This is a genomic window from Romboutsia lituseburensis DSM 797, assembly GCF_900103615.1.
Lineage (GTDB): Bacteria > Bacillota > Clostridia > Peptostreptococcales > Peptostreptococcaceae > Romboutsia_F > Romboutsia_F lituseburensis.
In genome coordinates, this window is record NZ_FNGW01000001.1 from 217,525 (window position 1) to 233,739 (window position 16,215).

Annotated in this window: 14 protein-coding genes, 8 tRNA genes and 1 riboswitch; of the genes, 1 reads left to right on the top strand and 21 read right to left on the bottom strand. The window is 28.4% G+C overall.

Annotated elements, in window-relative coordinates; genetic code table 11:
• Positions 1-122: 122 nt before the first annotated feature.
• Positions 123-226, bottom strand: a riboswitch (glycine riboswitch).
• Positions 227-520: 294 nt separating this feature from the next.
• Together BLP75_RS01015 and BLP75_RS01020 are read right to left on the bottom strand one after the other, a co-directional pair.
• Complete coding sequence (locus BLP75_RS01015; protein ID WP_092721999.1) at positions 521-781, bottom strand: hypothetical protein; 261 nt, start codon at positions 779-781, stop codon at positions 521-523.
• A gap of 91 nt (positions 782-872) precedes the next feature.
• Positions 873-2,846, bottom strand: coding sequence for a sensor histidine kinase (locus tag BLP75_RS01020; protein ID WP_092722001.1), 1,974 nt, complete (start codon positions 2,844-2,846; stop codon positions 873-875).
• A gap of 322 nt (positions 2,847-3,168) precedes the next feature.
• On the opposite strand from BLP75_RS01020, the gene BLP75_RS01025 reads away from it, so the two are divergent.
• The gene (locus BLP75_RS01025) at positions 3,169-4,359 is read left to right on the top strand and encodes a dicarboxylate/amino acid:cation symporter (RefSeq protein WP_092722003.1); all 1,191 of its coding nucleotides are present in this window, start codon (positions 3,169-3,171) and stop codon (positions 4,357-4,359) included.
• A 93-nt stretch (positions 4,360-4,452) separates the two neighbouring features.
• On the opposite strand, the gene BLP75_RS01030 is transcribed toward BLP75_RS01025, so the two are convergent.
• The 19 genes from BLP75_RS01030 to BLP75_RS01120 all read right to left on the bottom strand — a co-directional run bounded on the left by BLP75_RS01030 (position 4,453) and on the right by BLP75_RS01120 (position 16,214).
• Positions 4,453-4,529, bottom strand: a tRNA-Arg gene (locus tag BLP75_RS01030).
• A gap of 7 nt (positions 4,530-4,536) precedes the next feature.
• Positions 4,537-4,611, bottom strand: a tRNA-Thr gene (locus BLP75_RS01035).
• A 4-nt stretch (positions 4,612-4,615) separates the two neighbouring features.
• Positions 4,616-4,691 (bottom strand) — tRNA-Asn (locus BLP75_RS01040).
• 5 nt (positions 4,692-4,696) lie between these two features.
• Positions 4,697-4,785 (bottom strand) — tRNA-Ser (locus BLP75_RS01045).
• Positions 4,786-4,790: 5 nt separating this feature from the next.
• Positions 4,791-4,866: transfer RNA gene (locus BLP75_RS01050), tRNA-Lys, on the bottom strand.
• A gap of 13 nt (positions 4,867-4,879) precedes the next feature.
• Positions 4,880-4,956: transfer RNA gene (locus tag BLP75_RS01055), tRNA-Arg, on the bottom strand.
• A gap of 6 nt (positions 4,957-4,962) precedes the next feature.
• Positions 4,963-5,051, bottom strand: a tRNA-Ser gene (locus BLP75_RS01060).
• Between the two features lie 5 nt (positions 5,052-5,056).
• Positions 5,057-5,132, bottom strand: a tRNA-Lys gene (locus tag BLP75_RS01065).
• 176 nt (positions 5,133-5,308) lie between these two features.
• Positions 5,309-6,136, bottom strand: coding sequence for a metal ABC transporter permease (locus tag BLP75_RS01070; RefSeq protein ID WP_242872354.1), 828 nt, complete (start codon positions 6,134-6,136; stop codon positions 5,309-5,311).
• Between the two features lie 18 nt (positions 6,137-6,154).
• Positions 6,155-6,877, bottom strand: a complete 723-nt coding sequence (locus BLP75_RS01075; RefSeq protein WP_092722005.1) for a metal ABC transporter ATP-binding protein — start codon at positions 6,875-6,877, stop codon at positions 6,155-6,157.
• A 9-nt stretch (positions 6,878-6,886) separates the two neighbouring features.
• Positions 6,887-7,825 (bottom strand): metal ABC transporter solute-binding protein, Zn/Mn family, encoded by a 939-nt coding sequence (locus tag BLP75_RS01080; RefSeq protein ID WP_170139093.1) that lies wholly within the window; start codon positions 7,823-7,825, stop codon positions 6,887-6,889.
• Positions 7,826-8,137: 312 nt separating this feature from the next.
• A complete protein-coding gene (locus BLP75_RS01085; RefSeq protein ID WP_092722009.1) occupies positions 8,138-9,445 on the bottom strand; it encodes a TRAP transporter large permease in 1,308 nt (435 codons plus the stop codon).
• Between the two features lie 18 nt (positions 9,446-9,463).
• Positions 9,464-9,970 carry a TRAP transporter small permease gene (locus BLP75_RS01090; protein WP_092722011.1) on the bottom strand — a complete coding sequence of 169 codons (507 nt, stop codon included), beginning with the start codon at positions 9,968-9,970 and terminating at the stop codon, positions 9,464-9,466.
• A 22-nt stretch (positions 9,971-9,992) separates the two neighbouring features.
• The gene (locus BLP75_RS01095; RefSeq protein ID WP_092722013.1) at positions 9,993-11,003 is read right to left on the bottom strand and encodes a TRAP transporter substrate-binding protein; all 1,011 of its coding nucleotides are present in this window, start codon (positions 11,001-11,003) and stop codon (positions 9,993-9,995) included.
• Positions 11,004-11,022: 19 nt separating this feature from the next.
• The gene (uxaC, locus tag BLP75_RS01100) at positions 11,023-12,423 is read right to left on the bottom strand and encodes a glucuronate isomerase (RefSeq protein WP_092722015.1); all 1,401 of its coding nucleotides are present in this window, start codon (positions 12,421-12,423) and stop codon (positions 11,023-11,025) included.
• 252 nt (positions 12,424-12,675) lie between these two features.
• On the bottom strand, positions 12,676-13,722 hold the full coding sequence (gene uxuA / locus BLP75_RS01105; RefSeq protein WP_092722017.1) for a mannonate dehydratase: 1,047 nt from the start codon (positions 13,720-13,722) through the stop codon (positions 12,676-12,678).
• A 16-nt stretch (positions 13,723-13,738) separates the two neighbouring features.
• A complete protein-coding gene (locus BLP75_RS01110; protein ID WP_092722019.1) occupies positions 13,739-14,758 on the bottom strand; it encodes a sugar kinase in 1,020 nt (339 codons plus the stop codon).
• Positions 14,739-15,353 carry a bifunctional 4-hydroxy-2-oxoglutarate aldolase/2-dehydro-3-deoxy-phosphogluconate aldolase gene (locus BLP75_RS01115; RefSeq protein WP_242872355.1) on the bottom strand — a complete coding sequence of 205 codons (615 nt, stop codon included), beginning with the start codon at positions 15,351-15,353 and terminating at the stop codon, positions 14,739-14,741. Before BLP75_RS01115 ends, BLP75_RS01110 begins: the two co-directional genes overlap by 20 nt.
• A gap of 9 nt (positions 15,354-15,362) precedes the next feature.
• Complete coding sequence (locus BLP75_RS01120) at positions 15,363-16,214, bottom strand: SDR family oxidoreductase (protein WP_092722023.1); 852 nt, start codon at positions 16,212-16,214, stop codon at positions 15,363-15,365.
• Between the last annotated feature and the right edge of the window lies 1 nt (position 16,215).

A 16,215-nucleotide genomic window follows, 5' to 3' on the forward strand; every position in this document is an offset into this window, starting at 1 on the left:
TGTACAAACACAACAAATAAAGTTGCCTGTATATCCTCTGTTTATAGACCTGAAAGTTTCAATAATTTTAAAATTATTTTGCTCCTTCGGTGACTTATATTCTATAAGTCTTTCCAGATTCCCATCAATTAACGATATCTTTGCCTGAAAGTTTCTTTAAAAATTTGGCTATTTTTAAATTGCTTCTTCGGCTCCTAAATTTTTAGGTCTCTCTCGCCAATCTCATTTGGTAAATATTTGATTTTGATATAATTGTATGAATTAAATTCTATAAAGTCAACTTTTTTTTAAACTTTTTTTAATTATTTTTTTAACAATAATATGTTATTGCATTAATTTTTTTAACTAAAATCATTTATTATTGTAAATATTTTTAATTTTAAATTCTCATATGAATAATTTTTATATTTTAAAAAATATTTTTTATATATGCACTTTAATTTATATGTCTATTTATAAATATAATTTAAAATTCCCATAAAAAAAGAGTTATTTTAAAATAACTCTTTTTTACTATATACTAATTAGCATCAAAGTCCACATGTATTTTTCCTTGTGGAGTGTTTATATCTATGTACGATAAATTAAAGTTTTCATCCATTATATCTATTTGATATTCGAAGAAAACATCATCTTCTTTTTTAGACATAAATATGTAACTTCCATTTTCTTTTTCTTCTATCTCGTCACATATTTCATCGTATATTTCTTCACCACTTACATTCCCATCATATCCAGCATTTTTTATTTTTTCTTCTATTAGTCTATATATTTCTTCCATGTTGTACCTTCTTTCTTAATAATCATTAAAATTAGTTTATTATTAATTTATTTATATTGTCAACTATTTTTTAAGTTAAAATACTACTTTTTTAAATATCTGACATTTCTAAGTTTACAACACTTTCAATATCTAATATATGCAAATTATCATCAGATGTCTCATCTTCTATAATCTTTCTAGGAAGATATATTCTAAAAGTGGTTCCTAAATTAATTTTACTCTCTACTTCAATTTTTCCACCATGAATTTCCACAATATCTTTAACTATGCAAAGTCCTATACCACTACCTTCACTTTTTCGTGTCATTAAGCTATCTACTTGATAAAATCTATAAAAAATTTTATTTATTTTATCTTCAGGTATCCCAACACCACTATCTTTTACCTCTATAAGTACATATCTATAGTCTTTTTTTATATAAACATTTATATAACCTTTTGAATTTGTAAATTTTATAGCATTTGATAATAAATTTAAAATAACCCTTTGAATCTGAAATTTATCTATAGCTATAATTATTTCTTCTTCATCTGTGTCAAATATCATTTTTAGACTTTTCTTATTTGCAAATTCTACTGATGATGTAAATATTTCTTCAACTATATTTACTATATTACAGTTTTGCATTTTTAAATTAAACATTCCTGACTCAACCTTTGTAATATCTATTATATTATTAGATATTTTTAGCAATCTATATGAGTTTTGGTTGATATTATTTAGTTTATTTACTGTATCCAATTTATTTATATTTTCATTCATTATATTTCTTTCTAGTACTTTAGTGGTTCCTAAAATTATATTTATAGGCGTTCTTAATTCATGACTCAAATTAACTATAAAGTCAGTTTTCAACTTATCTCTTTCTTGTGCTTTAGCATATTCTTCTTCTCTTTTCTTTCTATCTTTTTTACGATTAACTACATGATTAAAACATAATATAGTCGCTACTATAATAAAAAATATTACTAAAATAATTAAATTTTTCATCCATATGGGAACAAGAATTTGATAATTTTTTTTATTAATTATTTTTGATTCTTTACTTATGTTAAATGGATTTATATTATATTCATACACACTATTATAGTCAATATATTCTTTAGCCACTGGCTCTATTTCATACGGTATAGCGTATATTGGTTGACCATTTTTTATTTTTAAAATCATCTCTCCAATTATCGCTGCTTGTTCTTGACCAATATCTATACATCCCCCTAATATACTCGCATTCATATATGTTTGATCATTTGAGTAAATCGCATTTTTACTACTTTGTTTTATTATTTTTATAGTATCCTTTGGATTCAAATATTTTAAAGAAGCTTTATTTTGGAATTCACCAGCAATTATATTTATACTATTATCTGCATATTCTAATTCATTTAACTTATATACTATATCCTGTATATAATCGCTTTCCATATATCTTATATTTATTGTATTATCTGCATATATTTTAATAGCATTATCAATTTCCGACCTTACCGATTTACAGTATAAAGATTCTTCTGTTATAACATTGATATTTTTAACATCAGGATTTAATCGTTTTATCATTGATATTAAATTTTTGCTATCATCTGTATGGTAGATTCCAGACATATACTGTTTTTCTTTTGTACAACATCGTTGCTTATTATCTACTCCACTAAAAACCAAAGGTATTTTATAAAAACTACTCTTTTTATTAAACACTTCTCTTTTGAAAGACTCGTATGCTTCATCGTCTACTGTATATATAGCATCTATACTTCCCTTATGATATTTTTTATTAAGCATTTCTTTTAATGAATCTATATATTCTATGTCATTTTTGTTTCTAAAATCTAAGTATTCGACATTAAAATTTATGTTATCTTCTTTGTGTTTTTCCATATATTTTTTTAATCCGTCTAATATATTAGATTCCCAATAGTGTCCTTGATGATATGAATTTAATATAAGTACATTAAAACCTTCATGTTTATTATCATCTGAGTATATTTTCTGCACACACGAAAACGATATCATTGCACAAAGAATGATACCCAAAATATGTTTTAACAGTTTCCCCCCCATATGTCATTTCTCCCCTATTTCATTAAATCCCTATTTTTTACATTATTTCACAATCATAATATATATTTTACATTATTTTAAAGGTTTTGTTAAGGAAGTTATTTATATTTTATTAAATAAACAAATAAGTTATATTTTTTATAAATTAAAACTAACTGTTTAATACTTATTCTGATATTATTCTTAATATATAAAATCTTGAAATTATTAAAAAAATTTAACATTTTATTGATTATATTGTTAATATTTACTACTATTTAAATTAATAGTGGTTATTTTTACCAATATATGTCATTTTATAAATTATAATGGGGGTATTTTTATGAAAAAAGTATTTGACAGCTTAATATTTAAATTAGTATTAGCAGTTGTAATAGGTCTATTAATAGGTTTCTATGCTCCTGCTTCTTTCATGAATATTATAGTTACCTTAAAGTATATCTTAGGTCAAGTAATATTCTTTGCGGTTCCTTTAATAATTATCGGATTTATCGCACCTTCTATAGCCAAATTAAAAAGCAATGCTTCTAAATTATTAGGGTATGCTGTTGGATTTGCTTATATATCATCAGTCGGTGCAGCTACATTTTCAGCTATATTCGGGTATATGCTAATACCAAAATTGTCAATTCAATCTACTAATGAAGGTCTAAGACAATTACCAGAACTTATTTTTAAATTAGATATTCCTCAAATTATGCCTGTCATGAGTGCATTATTTTTATCTATAATTTTAGGTCTTGCAATAGCTTGGACAAAAGCAGATTTATTTGAAAAATTATTAGATCAGTTCCAAAATATAGTTTTAAGTTTGGTTAACAGAATAGTTATTCCTTTATTACCATATTTTATAGCTACAACTTTTGCATCTCTTGCTTATGAAGGTTCTATAACTAACCACTTACCTGTATTTATAAAAGTTATAGTTATAGTTTTAATTGGTCATTTTATATGGCTTGCATTACTTTATGCAATAGGCGGAGCTATCTCTGGCAAAAACCCTATGGAGGTTTTAAAGCATTATGGCCCAGCTTACTTAACAGCAGTAGGAAGTATGTCATCAGCTGCAACTCTTCCAGTAGCTTTAGAATGTGCTAAAAAATCTAAAGTATTAAGAAAAGATATTTTAAACTTTTCAGTTCCACTATGCTCTAATATACATCTTTGTGGATCTGTTTTAACAGAAGTATTCTTTGTTATGGTAGTTTCTCAAATACTATACGGGAAACTTCCAAGTGTATCATCTATGGTGATATTTATAATTTTATTAGGTGTATTTGCTATAGGTGCACCTGGTGTCCCTGGAGGTACAGTAATGGCATCTTTAGGACTTATAACTAGTGTTTTAGCATTTAATGAAACAGGTACAGCTCTTATTTTAACTATATTTGCATTACAAGATAGTTTCGGTACAGCTTGTAATGTTACTGGCGATGGAGCATTAACACTTATGCTTACTGGAATAGCCGATAAGAAAAATATAAAAAGTGAAGAAGAATCTGTGGAATTTTAATAAAAAGCCTTTGGTAATTTTACCAAAGGCTTTTTATTATAGTTTTTTATTCTATAAAAATAAAAACTCTTAGATTATATCTAAGAGTTTAATTGGTGAGCGCACAGGGATTCGAACCCCGGACACACGCCTTAGAAGGGCGTTGCTCTATCCAGCTGAGCTATGCACCCATATATATGGAGCTAGTGATAGGAATCGAACCTACAACCTGCTGATTACAAGTCAGCTGCTCTACCGTTGAGCCACACTAGCATATTGGCGGGAATAACAGGACTCGAACCTGTGACCCATTGATTAACAGTCAATTGCTCTACCAACTGAGCCATATTCCCATAATTGGCGGAGAGGGTGGGATTCGAACCCACGGTGCCGTTAAGCATCACTGGTTTTCAAGACCAGCTCCTTAAACCACTCGGACACCTCTCCGTAATTGGTGATCCATCCGCGACTCGAACGCGGGACACCCTGATTAAAAGTCAGGTGCTCTACCGACTGAGCTAATGGATCATAAATATTAAATTGGTGAGCGCACAGGGATTCGAACCCCGGACACACGCCTTAGAAGGGCGTTGCTCTATCCAGCTGAGCTATGCACCCACATTGTGGCGGAGAGGGTGGGATTCGAACCCACGGTGCCGTTAAGCATCACTGGTTTTCAAGACCAGCTCCTTAAACCACTCGGACACCTCTCCGTACTTGGTGATCCATCCGCGACTCGAACGCGGGACACCCTGATTAAAAGTCAGGTGCTCTACCGACTGAGCTAATGGATCATTTCTTATTGTTTTTGTGAAGTTCTCACTTGCAAAGACTATTATAGTTACATTTTTTTAATTCGTCAATACATTTTCAAATATTTTTTATATTTTTTTTCATTTTTTACCTTAAATCCCTTTATTTTCAATAATTTCAGCTTTTTAATTTTTTACATTTTTTTTATTTATATTTACTAATATTTAAAATTTATTTTAGCTTTATGTTTATTTTTAATCTTACTTACTAAACTTATGACTAAAAGTTCCATAACACTTATTATAACAATAGTTCCTCCTGGAGCTAAATCAAAATAAAAAGAAATTATCACGCCAGATATTATTGCAATTTCTCCTAATAAAATCGAATAAAACATTGCATTTTTAAAGCTTTTTGCTATTTGTATGCTAGTTGCAACAGGTATAGCTATTAATGACGACACTAATAATACACCAACTATTCTTAATGTTATGGTTATACTTGCAGCCACTAAAATCATGAAAATACTATTTATAAATTTAACAGGTATTCTAGAAAATTTAGCATTATCTTCATCAAAAGTTATAAATAAAAGTTCTTTAAAAAACAATGCTATAAAAAACACTATAACCAAAGCTGTTAAAACTATTATAACTATGTCTTCTTTATTTACTGTAGCTATACTTCCATACATAAATGAAAATAAATCAAAGTTTACATTTGACATACTAATTAATATCCCTGATATCCCTACACCTAAAGCCATGATAATTGCAATAGATAAATCTGCATATTCCTTTAGACTCGTTCTTAATCTATCTATTAAAATGGCTGCTAAACTTGATGCAACTAATGATCCTAAAATAGGATTCATACCAAGCAATGTAGCACCACATATTCCAGATAAAGCTATATGAGATAAACTATCTCCTATTAAAGATAATCTTTTAAACACTATAAACATTCCCATAAGGGGACATATAAATCCTACTATGGCAGATGCAAATAATGCTCTTAACATAAAATCATATTGAAAAATTTCCAAACTACTTCCTCCCAAATTCTAATTACTAAAAAAATCTAACATCATATTTTTACTTATATCACTTTTTGCATTTTGAATAAACTTTATATTGTGATTTTTAATTAATACAAGATTTTTCACTTCTTCTTTAACGATAAATAAGTCATGCGAAACTATAATTATTGTAAGATTCAACTTTTCATTTAGTTCCTTTAACAACTTATAAAATTCTCGCTGTCCATTTATATCAATGCCTACTGTTGGTTCATCTAAAAATAATATTTTAGGTGATTTCATAAGCTCTCTAGCTATAAATACTTTTTGCTGCTGTCCTCCTGATAAGCTTCCTATAAGTTTATCTTTATATTCATAAGCTCCAACTAATTTTAAGACTTCATCAACTTCTTTTAGATGGTTCTTTTTTATCCGTTTGAATAGACCTATTTTAGAAACTAAATTCATTGCTACAACTTCTCTTACTGTCACAGGAAAAGATGATGAAAATGAATTTGACTTTTGATTTACATATCCTATTTCTTCCCAGCTATTGAAGGCATTTATATCTGTTCCAAATATTTTTATTTTACCTTTTACTGATTTTATTTCATTTATCATAAGTTTCAATAATGTACTTTTTCCAGCTCCATTTTGACCTATTATCCCTACATAATCTCCCTTATGTATTTCTAAATTAATATCTTCCAATATGGGCTTTTCATCATAACCAAAACTTACATTTTCAAATTTAATTACATTCTCCATATTTGCTCCCTACTTTAAAATCAATTTTAATGTATCCAAATTCTTATTCATTAATGATATATAGTCTTCATCATGATCAAAATCTTGTTTTGTAACTCCATCTATAGAGTATAGTGTTTCTGTTTTTATATTAGCTTCATTAGCTATAGTTTGAGCTACTTTAGGATTTACAAGACCATCAAATAATATATATCCAATGTTATTTGTTTTTGCAAAGTTTGATATTTCGCTTACTTTACTAAGAGAAGGCTCTTGATTTGGAGTTATTCCTGTAACTGAAATTTGCTCTATATTATATTTTTCACATAAATATCCATACGCATCATGAGACACAATTATTTTATTATTTTTTATATTACTTAACTCTGAATCATATTTATCTCTTATCTTTTCTAAATTATGGACATATTCATTATAATTATTTTCATAGTAAGTCTTATTTTTTTCATCAGCTTCTATTAAAGCCTTTTTAATATTTTCACATTCCTTAATTGCTAAATCTACATCTAACCATACATGAGGATCATATTCTCCATGTTTGTGATTATCATCATTTTCTTCATGAGAATGATTGTTCATTTTTTTATCCTCATAACTTAAAGGTTCTATTCCCTTTGTTGCTACTACAACTTTTAAATTGGACTCACTTTCAATTTTATCAACAAAACTATCAATCCCTAATCCATTTTTAATAAGTAAATCTGCATCTTGAATATCTTTTAATACTTTAGGTGTTATTTCATAATCATGTGGTTCTGTTCCTGGTGGTATTATGTAATTTAAATCAATTTTATCTTTTCCTATATTTTTCGCAAAATCATAAACTGGAAATACAGTTGTATATACTTTTATCTTATCTTTATTTTCATCTATAGTCTCATTTTTTGAACATCCTAAAACACTTATAGATATACACAAGCTCATTAATAGTAAATATATTTTTTTCATATTATCATCCTTCCTATTTATGTAAAATTTCTTTTTTAACTTAATTATGTCCCAATAATTTAAGTAATAGACAAACTTTAATTTAAATTTGTATTTGATAATGATTATCATTATACTTATTATCTTATTGACTGACATTTTTGTCAATAGTTTTTTATAAATTCCATATACATCAATATAATAATATGAAATCTTAACAAATCTAATAACCTTATCAAATATAATAATAATAATTTATATACAAAAAGAAGGTCTTTTCAGACCTTCTAGTATAATAATCCCACTTAAATTTACTTTTAATATTATTCTTTATTAAATCATTCCCATAAGTTTTGGTATAAATAAACTTATTTGAGGTATAAATGTTACTAGCATTAAAACTACTAATATACCCAGATAAAATGGTAACAAGTATTTTATTACATCCTCTATTTTAGTTTTACCAACTTTACATCCTATAAATAATGTATTACCAACTGGTGGTGTTATATTACCTATACATAGGTTAAATATAAGCATTATACCAAATTGAACCGAATCCATCCCAAAATTTTTAGCTATGGGTAAAAATATAGGTGTAAATATTAGTATTGCTGGCGTTAAGTCCATGAATGTACCAACTATTAATAGTATTAAATTCATTATTAATAATATTACAACTGGATCTGAAGATATTCCTAATAATATTTCTGTTATTGCATTAGGTATGTTTGTAAATGCCATAACCCAAGACATTATAGATGACACTCCTATTAAAAATATTATTATTCCTGTCATCTCAACTGTATCTAATAATATTTTAGGTATGTCCCTTATTTTTATAGACTTATAGAAGAAAAATGATAGTATGAAAGAATAAACAACTGCTACTGCTGCTCCTTCTGTAGCTGTAAATATCCCACCTACTATACCACCTATTATTACAAATATTAACGCTAAACTTGGAAGTGCATCTACAAATATTTTAATAGCTTCTTTAAAACTTATATTATATTTAGATGAATATTTATATTTTTTTGCAAGTATAAATGCAACTATCATTACTGATAATCCCCATAATATACCTGGTATGTATCCTGCCATAAATAGAGCTGCTACTGATGTTCCTCCACTTACTAATGAGTATATTATTAGTGAGTTACTTGGAGGTATTAATAACCCTGTTGGTGCAGAAGCTATATTTACTGCTGCACTATAGTTTTTATTATAGCCTTCAGCTTCTTGAAGCGGTGACATTGTTCCACCTATAGCAGCAGCGGCTGCTACTGACGAACCACTCACTGCCCCAAATAACATATTTCCAACTACATTTGTATGTGCTAAAGACCCTGGTAATTTACCACTCAGTACTTTTGCAAAATTTACTAATTTTAAAGCTATACCACCATTATTCATTATTATACCTGCTAATACGAAAAACGGTATTGCTAATAATGAGAAACTACTTATTCCTGTAAATATTCTTTGTGCCCCAGTTAAAACTGCTACATCCCATGATAATGTAGTAAGTATACCAAATATAGAAGCTATCCCTATAGTTATAGATATTGGTATACCTAATAAAAGTAATATTGGAAATACAATAGCGATAGCTGTACCTGCTTGAAATGCTAATTCCATAATCTTCTCTCCCTCAGATTAATTATTATTTAATAATTTTTTTGAATTTGCTACTTCCTGTTTTAAATCAAATAAATTTAATATATTGTATATTATTGTTATTATCCCTGATAATGGTAATGCTAAATATATATATCCCATTTGAATACCTAATGCTGGTGATATCTGACCCATAGCCAAGTTACTTATTTGTATTCCACCTAATACTAAAACTAACGCAGAAAATACTAATACTACTAATTCAGTCATTATACTTAACCCTAACTTTACTTTAGGACTTTTATTTTCAAGTTTTTGTCTAAAAAACACCATAGTCATATGATCTTTTTTACCAAATACATAAGCTGAGCCAAGTAATGCCATCCATACAAATGAATATATTAATAAATCTTCTGATACTGTACTTGGATTATTTAGCAGATAACGAGTAATTATTTGCCAACTTCCCAAAACTACCATAAATGCTAGTAGTGACATACATATGACTTCTATTGACTTATTTAATACATTTCTTAATTTATTCATCTTAATTCCTCCCTACTAGTATTTATTTACTTTCTTTTGGTGCTTTTTCTTGTATTTTATTGTATAAAGTTTTAATTTCTTCATTATCTTGAGTCATTTCCTCATGAAGTGGTAAAACTTTTTCTTTAAACGGTTCTATATCTGGATAATAGAAATTAACACCCATTTTTTTAGATTGTTCTACTGCCTCATTTACTTTATCTTCCCATGCATCAACTTCAAATTTATTAATTTCATCAACTGCATCTAATATTATGTTTCTATGTTCTTCACTTAAACTATCTAATAACTTAGAATTCATTATAAGTATATCTGGAATCATGGCATGTTGATTGTATGAATAATGCTTAGCAACTTCTCCATGTTTATTGTTAGTTAAGGCTAGTTCATTATTTTCAGCTCCATCTATAACCTTTTGTTGTAAAGCTGTATAAACTTCACCGAAACTCATAGGTGTAGCTGATCCACCTAACAATTCCATCATTCTTATATTAGTCTGACTTTGTTGAACTCTTATCTTTTTACCTTTTAAATCTTCCGGCTTCATTACTGGCTTATCTGTTGTATACATATTTCTTGATCCTGCATCAAACCAAGTAAGACCAACAAATCCAGATTCTCTAGTTGATTCATATATTTTGTTCATTATCTCATCATCATTCATTACAGAGTGATAATGTTCTTTACTATCAAATAAGTATGGAAGATTGAAGACGCTATAAGATTTATTGAAACTTTCAAGTAAACTTATACTACCAACAGCTATATCGATAGCACCTGTTTGAGTAAGCTCTACAGCTTCACGTTGACCTCCAAGCAATTCATTTGGGTATACTTGTATATCTATTTCATTATTCGTTTTTTGCTCTACTATTTTTTCAAATTCTTTTAGTGCTAAATGTATTGGATGTTCCTCACCTTGGTTATGAGCAACTCTCATAACTTTTGCTTCATTATCTTTGCTAGAGCTACATCCAACTACCGATAAGCTAGTTATAGCTGCAAGCAAAAGAGCTTTAATCCTCTTATTCATTTATAAATTCCCCCTAGGATTATTTTTGAAAGTATTTTTTAGCATTGTTGTAACATATATCTTGTACTATTTCACCTAATATATCTAAATCACACGGATACTCTCCATTTTCAACTAAAGTTCCTATATAGTTACAAAGTATTCTTCTAAAATATTCATGTCTCGTAAATGATAAGAAACTTCTTGAATCTGTAAGCATCCCTACAAATTTACTAATAAGACCTAATTGAGATAGTGCCATAAGTTGTCTTTCCATACCATCTTTTTGATCATTGAACCACCATCCAGACCCAAATTGAACTTTTCCTGCAACTTGTCCACCTTGGAAGTTACCTATCATAGTTCCTAAAACTTCATTATCTTTAGGATTTAAACAATATAAAATAGTTTTTGGTAACTTATTTTCAATATCTAGACTATCTAATAGTTTAGATAAAGAGTAAGCGATTTCCCCATCGTCAATACTATCAAATCCTGCATCTACTCCAACTAAATTAAACATTCTTGTATTATTATTTCTAAGGGCACCTATATGAAGCTGCATCACCATATTTCTCTCGCTATACATTTTTCCTAATTCTATCAAAGTAAATGTAGTATATTTCTGAGCTTCTTTTGAATCTATTTCTTTACCCTCTAAAACTTTAACAAATATATTTGAAACTTCCTCTTTTGTAGAAGGATCAAAATAAACTCTTTCTAAACTATGGTCCGTTATATTACATCCATGGTCTACAAAATAATTTAATCTTTTTTCTAATACTTTTGTTAATGTTTCATAATCTTTTATTTTCACACCTTCTGTTTTTCCTAATACTTCTATATAATCTTTAAAATCTTTGCTTTGTATTTTCAAAGCCTTATCTGGTCTAAATGTCGGTCTAACTTCACATTCAAAGTTTTTATCTTCACTTATAAGTTTGTGATATACTAAATCATCTACTGGATCATCTGTTGTTCCAATATAAACAACATTAGACATTTTTATTAATCTTTTAGCAGTTAACTTATTCTCAACTATTTCTCTATTACATTTTTCCCATATATCTTTTGCTGTTTTTTCACTTAGAGTTTCATCAACATTAAAGTATCTTTTAAGTTCTAAATGTGACCAATGATATATAGGGTTACCAATTAAATATGGCATCATTTTTGCAAACTCATAAAATTTTTCAAAATCAGTTGCATTTCCAGTTATATATTTTTCATCTATTCCAAAACTTCTCATAGCTCTCCATTTATAATGATCATGGTATAGCCACATTTGAGTTAAATTTTCATATTTTTTATCTTGTGCTATTTCAACCGCAGGTAAGTGACAGTGATAATCAAATATCGGCATTTTTGAAGCATTATTATGATATAAGGTCTTAGCTGTCTCACTAGATAATATAAAATCATTGTCCATAAATTTTTTCATTGTATTCTCCTCAGCTATTTACTATCTTTTTCATATTAAATTTTAACATATTAAATTTTTTTCTCCAATATGTTTCATTTTTCTTCAATATTTTCCATTGTAAATGAAGAGTTTCAAAATATTTTATCATTTAATTCTAATTATGTTTTTAACATACTTATTTTTTATAAATAATTTATCTGTAAATATAATAAATTATATATAAATCTAGTAACTAAGATAAAATTCATTCTGAAACATCTTCATTTTTAGCTATTTATTCTTGTTTATAGCTTCTATCAATCCATTTATATAAACAGCACCTAATGCTCTATCATATAGCCCATATCCTGGTCTTCCAGTTTCACCCCATATCATTCTTCCATGATCCGGTCTGTATGGTCCTTTAAAATCATAATCACAGTATGCTTTTACTATTTCATAAAAGTCTAGCGAACCACATTCTGATAAATGAGCAACTTCATTAAAACTACTATCTCCAGTTATTAATACATTTCTTAAATGAACAAAGTTTATTCTATTTTTTTCTTTTCCAAAATATTTAACCATCTCTACAACATCATTAGTTTTTGTACAACCTAATGATCCTGTACATAGTGTTACTCCATTGTATTCACTATCATAAAGATTTATAAATCTTTCTAAGTTTTCAAAATTTGTTATTATTCTTGGAAGTCCAAATATTGACCATGGTGGATCATCCGGATGTATAGCCATTTTCACATTACTTTCTTCTGCTACTGGTATTATTTCTTTAATAAAATACTCTAGGTTTTCCCATAGCTTTTCTTCATCAACATTTTTGTATTTATCAAGTAATGCGCCTAATCCACCTTCCCCATATGATGTATCCCATCCTGGAAGTTCTAATTCCCCTAATGCTGGATCCATTTTCTTTACTGTTTCTTCATCATATATTAGACAAGTTGATCCATCTTCAAGTTCATAGTTAAGATCTGAACGAGTCCAGTCAAATACTGGCATAAAATTATAACATACTGTTTCTATTTTAGCTTTTCCTAAATTTCTTATAGTTTCTTTATAGTTTTCTATATACTTCTCTCTTGTAGGTAATCCTAATTTTATATCTTCATGAACTGGAACACTTTCTATTACTGAAAGTTTTAATCCATTATCTTCTACAGTCTTTTTTAATTCTAATATTTTATCTAGTGGCCAAGTCTCTCCTACTGGTATATCATATATTGCTGTTACTATACCTTTCATTCCTGGTATTTGCTTAATGTACTCTATTTTTACAGGGTCATCTTGTCCATACCATCTAAACGTCATTTCCATATTTACATCCCCCAAATTATCTTTTTATATTTTGTAATCCTTCTTCTATCAAACTTGATACACTACCCATGTCAACTAGGTTTATATCGCCTTTTATTGAATGTTTCAAAACACTTGCACAAGTTCCAAATTCTACAGTTTCTTTAGAGCTTAAATTTTCTAATATTCCATGAAGTATTCCTGCTGTATAAGCATCCCCTCCACCAACTCTATCTAAGATATCAAAATTGTATTCATTTGATACATGTAAACTTTCCTTATCAAATAAATAACCTTTTAAAGAATTATTATTTATTGAATGTACACTTCTTTTTGTACATGCTGCATATTTTAAATTAGGATATTTCTTAAATAATTTTTCATATAAATCTTTTAGACTTTCTTCATATTCTATTTTTTTTGATTCATACTTTAATATATTGACCATATCTAAGTTACCTAAAAATGCTATGTCTACATAAGGAAGTATTTCTTCTAAAAATTCTTTAGCACTTTCTAAACTCCATAACTTAGCTCTATAATTAGAATCCAAGGACACTAGTATACCAGTATTTTTAGCAAACTTCGCTATCTCTATAGTTAAATCATATAATTCTTTACTTAAGGCTGGAGTTATTCCAGATAAATGTACTAATCTAACATCTTCTAGCATTTTTTCTATATTAAACTCATTCTTATTTGCCATGGATATAGCCGAATATTTTCTATCATATATAACTTCTGTACTTCTAAGCCCATGTCCTATTTCTAAAAAATATATTCCAAGTCTACCATCACCTTGTAATATATTACTTGTATCTACATTATAACTTTTTAAGTCTCTTATAACTTTATCTCCTAACGAATTATTAGGTAGCTTAGTTATATATTTAGTTTTATGGCCAAAGTTAGCTAAACTGCAAACAACGTTTGCTTCTCCACCTCCATAGGTTGCATCAAAAGAATTAACCTGCATAATTCTTTGATTATTAGATGGTGTAAGTCTTAGCATTATTTCTCCAAAACCTAAAATTTTATTATTCTTTGCTTCTAACATCTTTTATTTTCTCCACAAATTCTTTAGCTAGTTTTTCTATATCTTTTAAACTTCCTGCATTGAACAATGAACTCCCTACTCCTACACAAGAAACCCCCATCTCAAACCATTTATCTATGTTATCTATACTAACGCCTCCTGTTGGCATTATTTCAGCTTGTGGTATTGGAGCTTTGACCGCTTTAACATATTTAGGTCCAAATACATCACCTGGGAATAATTTAACCATTTTATTTCCATTTTCTAGTGCATTCATTATTTCACTAACTGTCATGCATCCAGGAAGATAAAGAGTGTCTAATCTTTTACAAACTTCATTTACTTCCTTATTGTATCCTGGACTTACTACATATGTAGCCCCAGCTAAAATTGCATCTTCTGCCATTTTAGCATTTAAAACACTTCCAACTCCTAGTATCAATCTTTCATCATCTCTTAATTCATTTATTAATTCAACAACATTAGGAATTGAGTAAGTTAATTCTAGTGCCTTTATTCCACCATTTACACAAGCATTTATATATCCTTTTGCTTCATCATGGTCTTTAGCTCTTATTACAGCTACTATTCCTTCATTTTTTATAGTGTTTAACATAATATCCTCCTATACTCCTGAATATGCGCTAAATGCTCCATCTACTGGTATTACTACACCATTTACAAATCCTGATGCATCAGAACTTACTAAGTATAATAATGTTCCTATTAATTCATCTGCTTCCCCAAACCTTCCCATCGGTGTACTATTTAGTATTTTATTGCTTCTTTCAGTTGGAGTTCCATCTTCATTAAATAATAGTTTTTCATTTTGAGCAGTTACAAAGAAACCTGGAGCTATTGCATTTACTCTTATTCCTACTTTTGACATATGTACTGCTAACCATTGAGTAAAGTTACTTACTGCTGCTTTTGCCCCTGAGTATGCAGGTATCTTTGTAAGAGGAGTATACGCATTCATTGAAGATATATTTATTATTGTACATCCGTCTCTCTTTATCATGTCTTTGCTAAACTCTTGTGATGGAAGTAATGTTCCTAAGAAGTTTAAGTTAAATACAAATTCTACTCCTTTTGGATCTAAGTCAAAGAATGATGTTAATTCTTCATTATCTAAATCTTCTTCTAATAAGTATTCTTTTGTTGTTGTTCCTTTTGGATGGTTTCCACCAGCTCCATTTATTAATATATCACATGGTCCAAATTCTTTTAATATTATCTCATGTGCTCTTTTTAAACTTTCCTTATCTAATACGTTAGTTTCTATTCCTATGGCACATCCACCATTATCTATTATTTCTTTAGCTTTAGCCTCACATGCATCTTTACCTAGAGCAAGTATAGCCACTTTAGCTCCACACTTTGCTAATGCATCAACCATAGCTCCACATAATACTCCTGTTCCACCTGTTACTACAGCTACTTTATTATTTAGATCAATATTAAATGGCAATTTCATT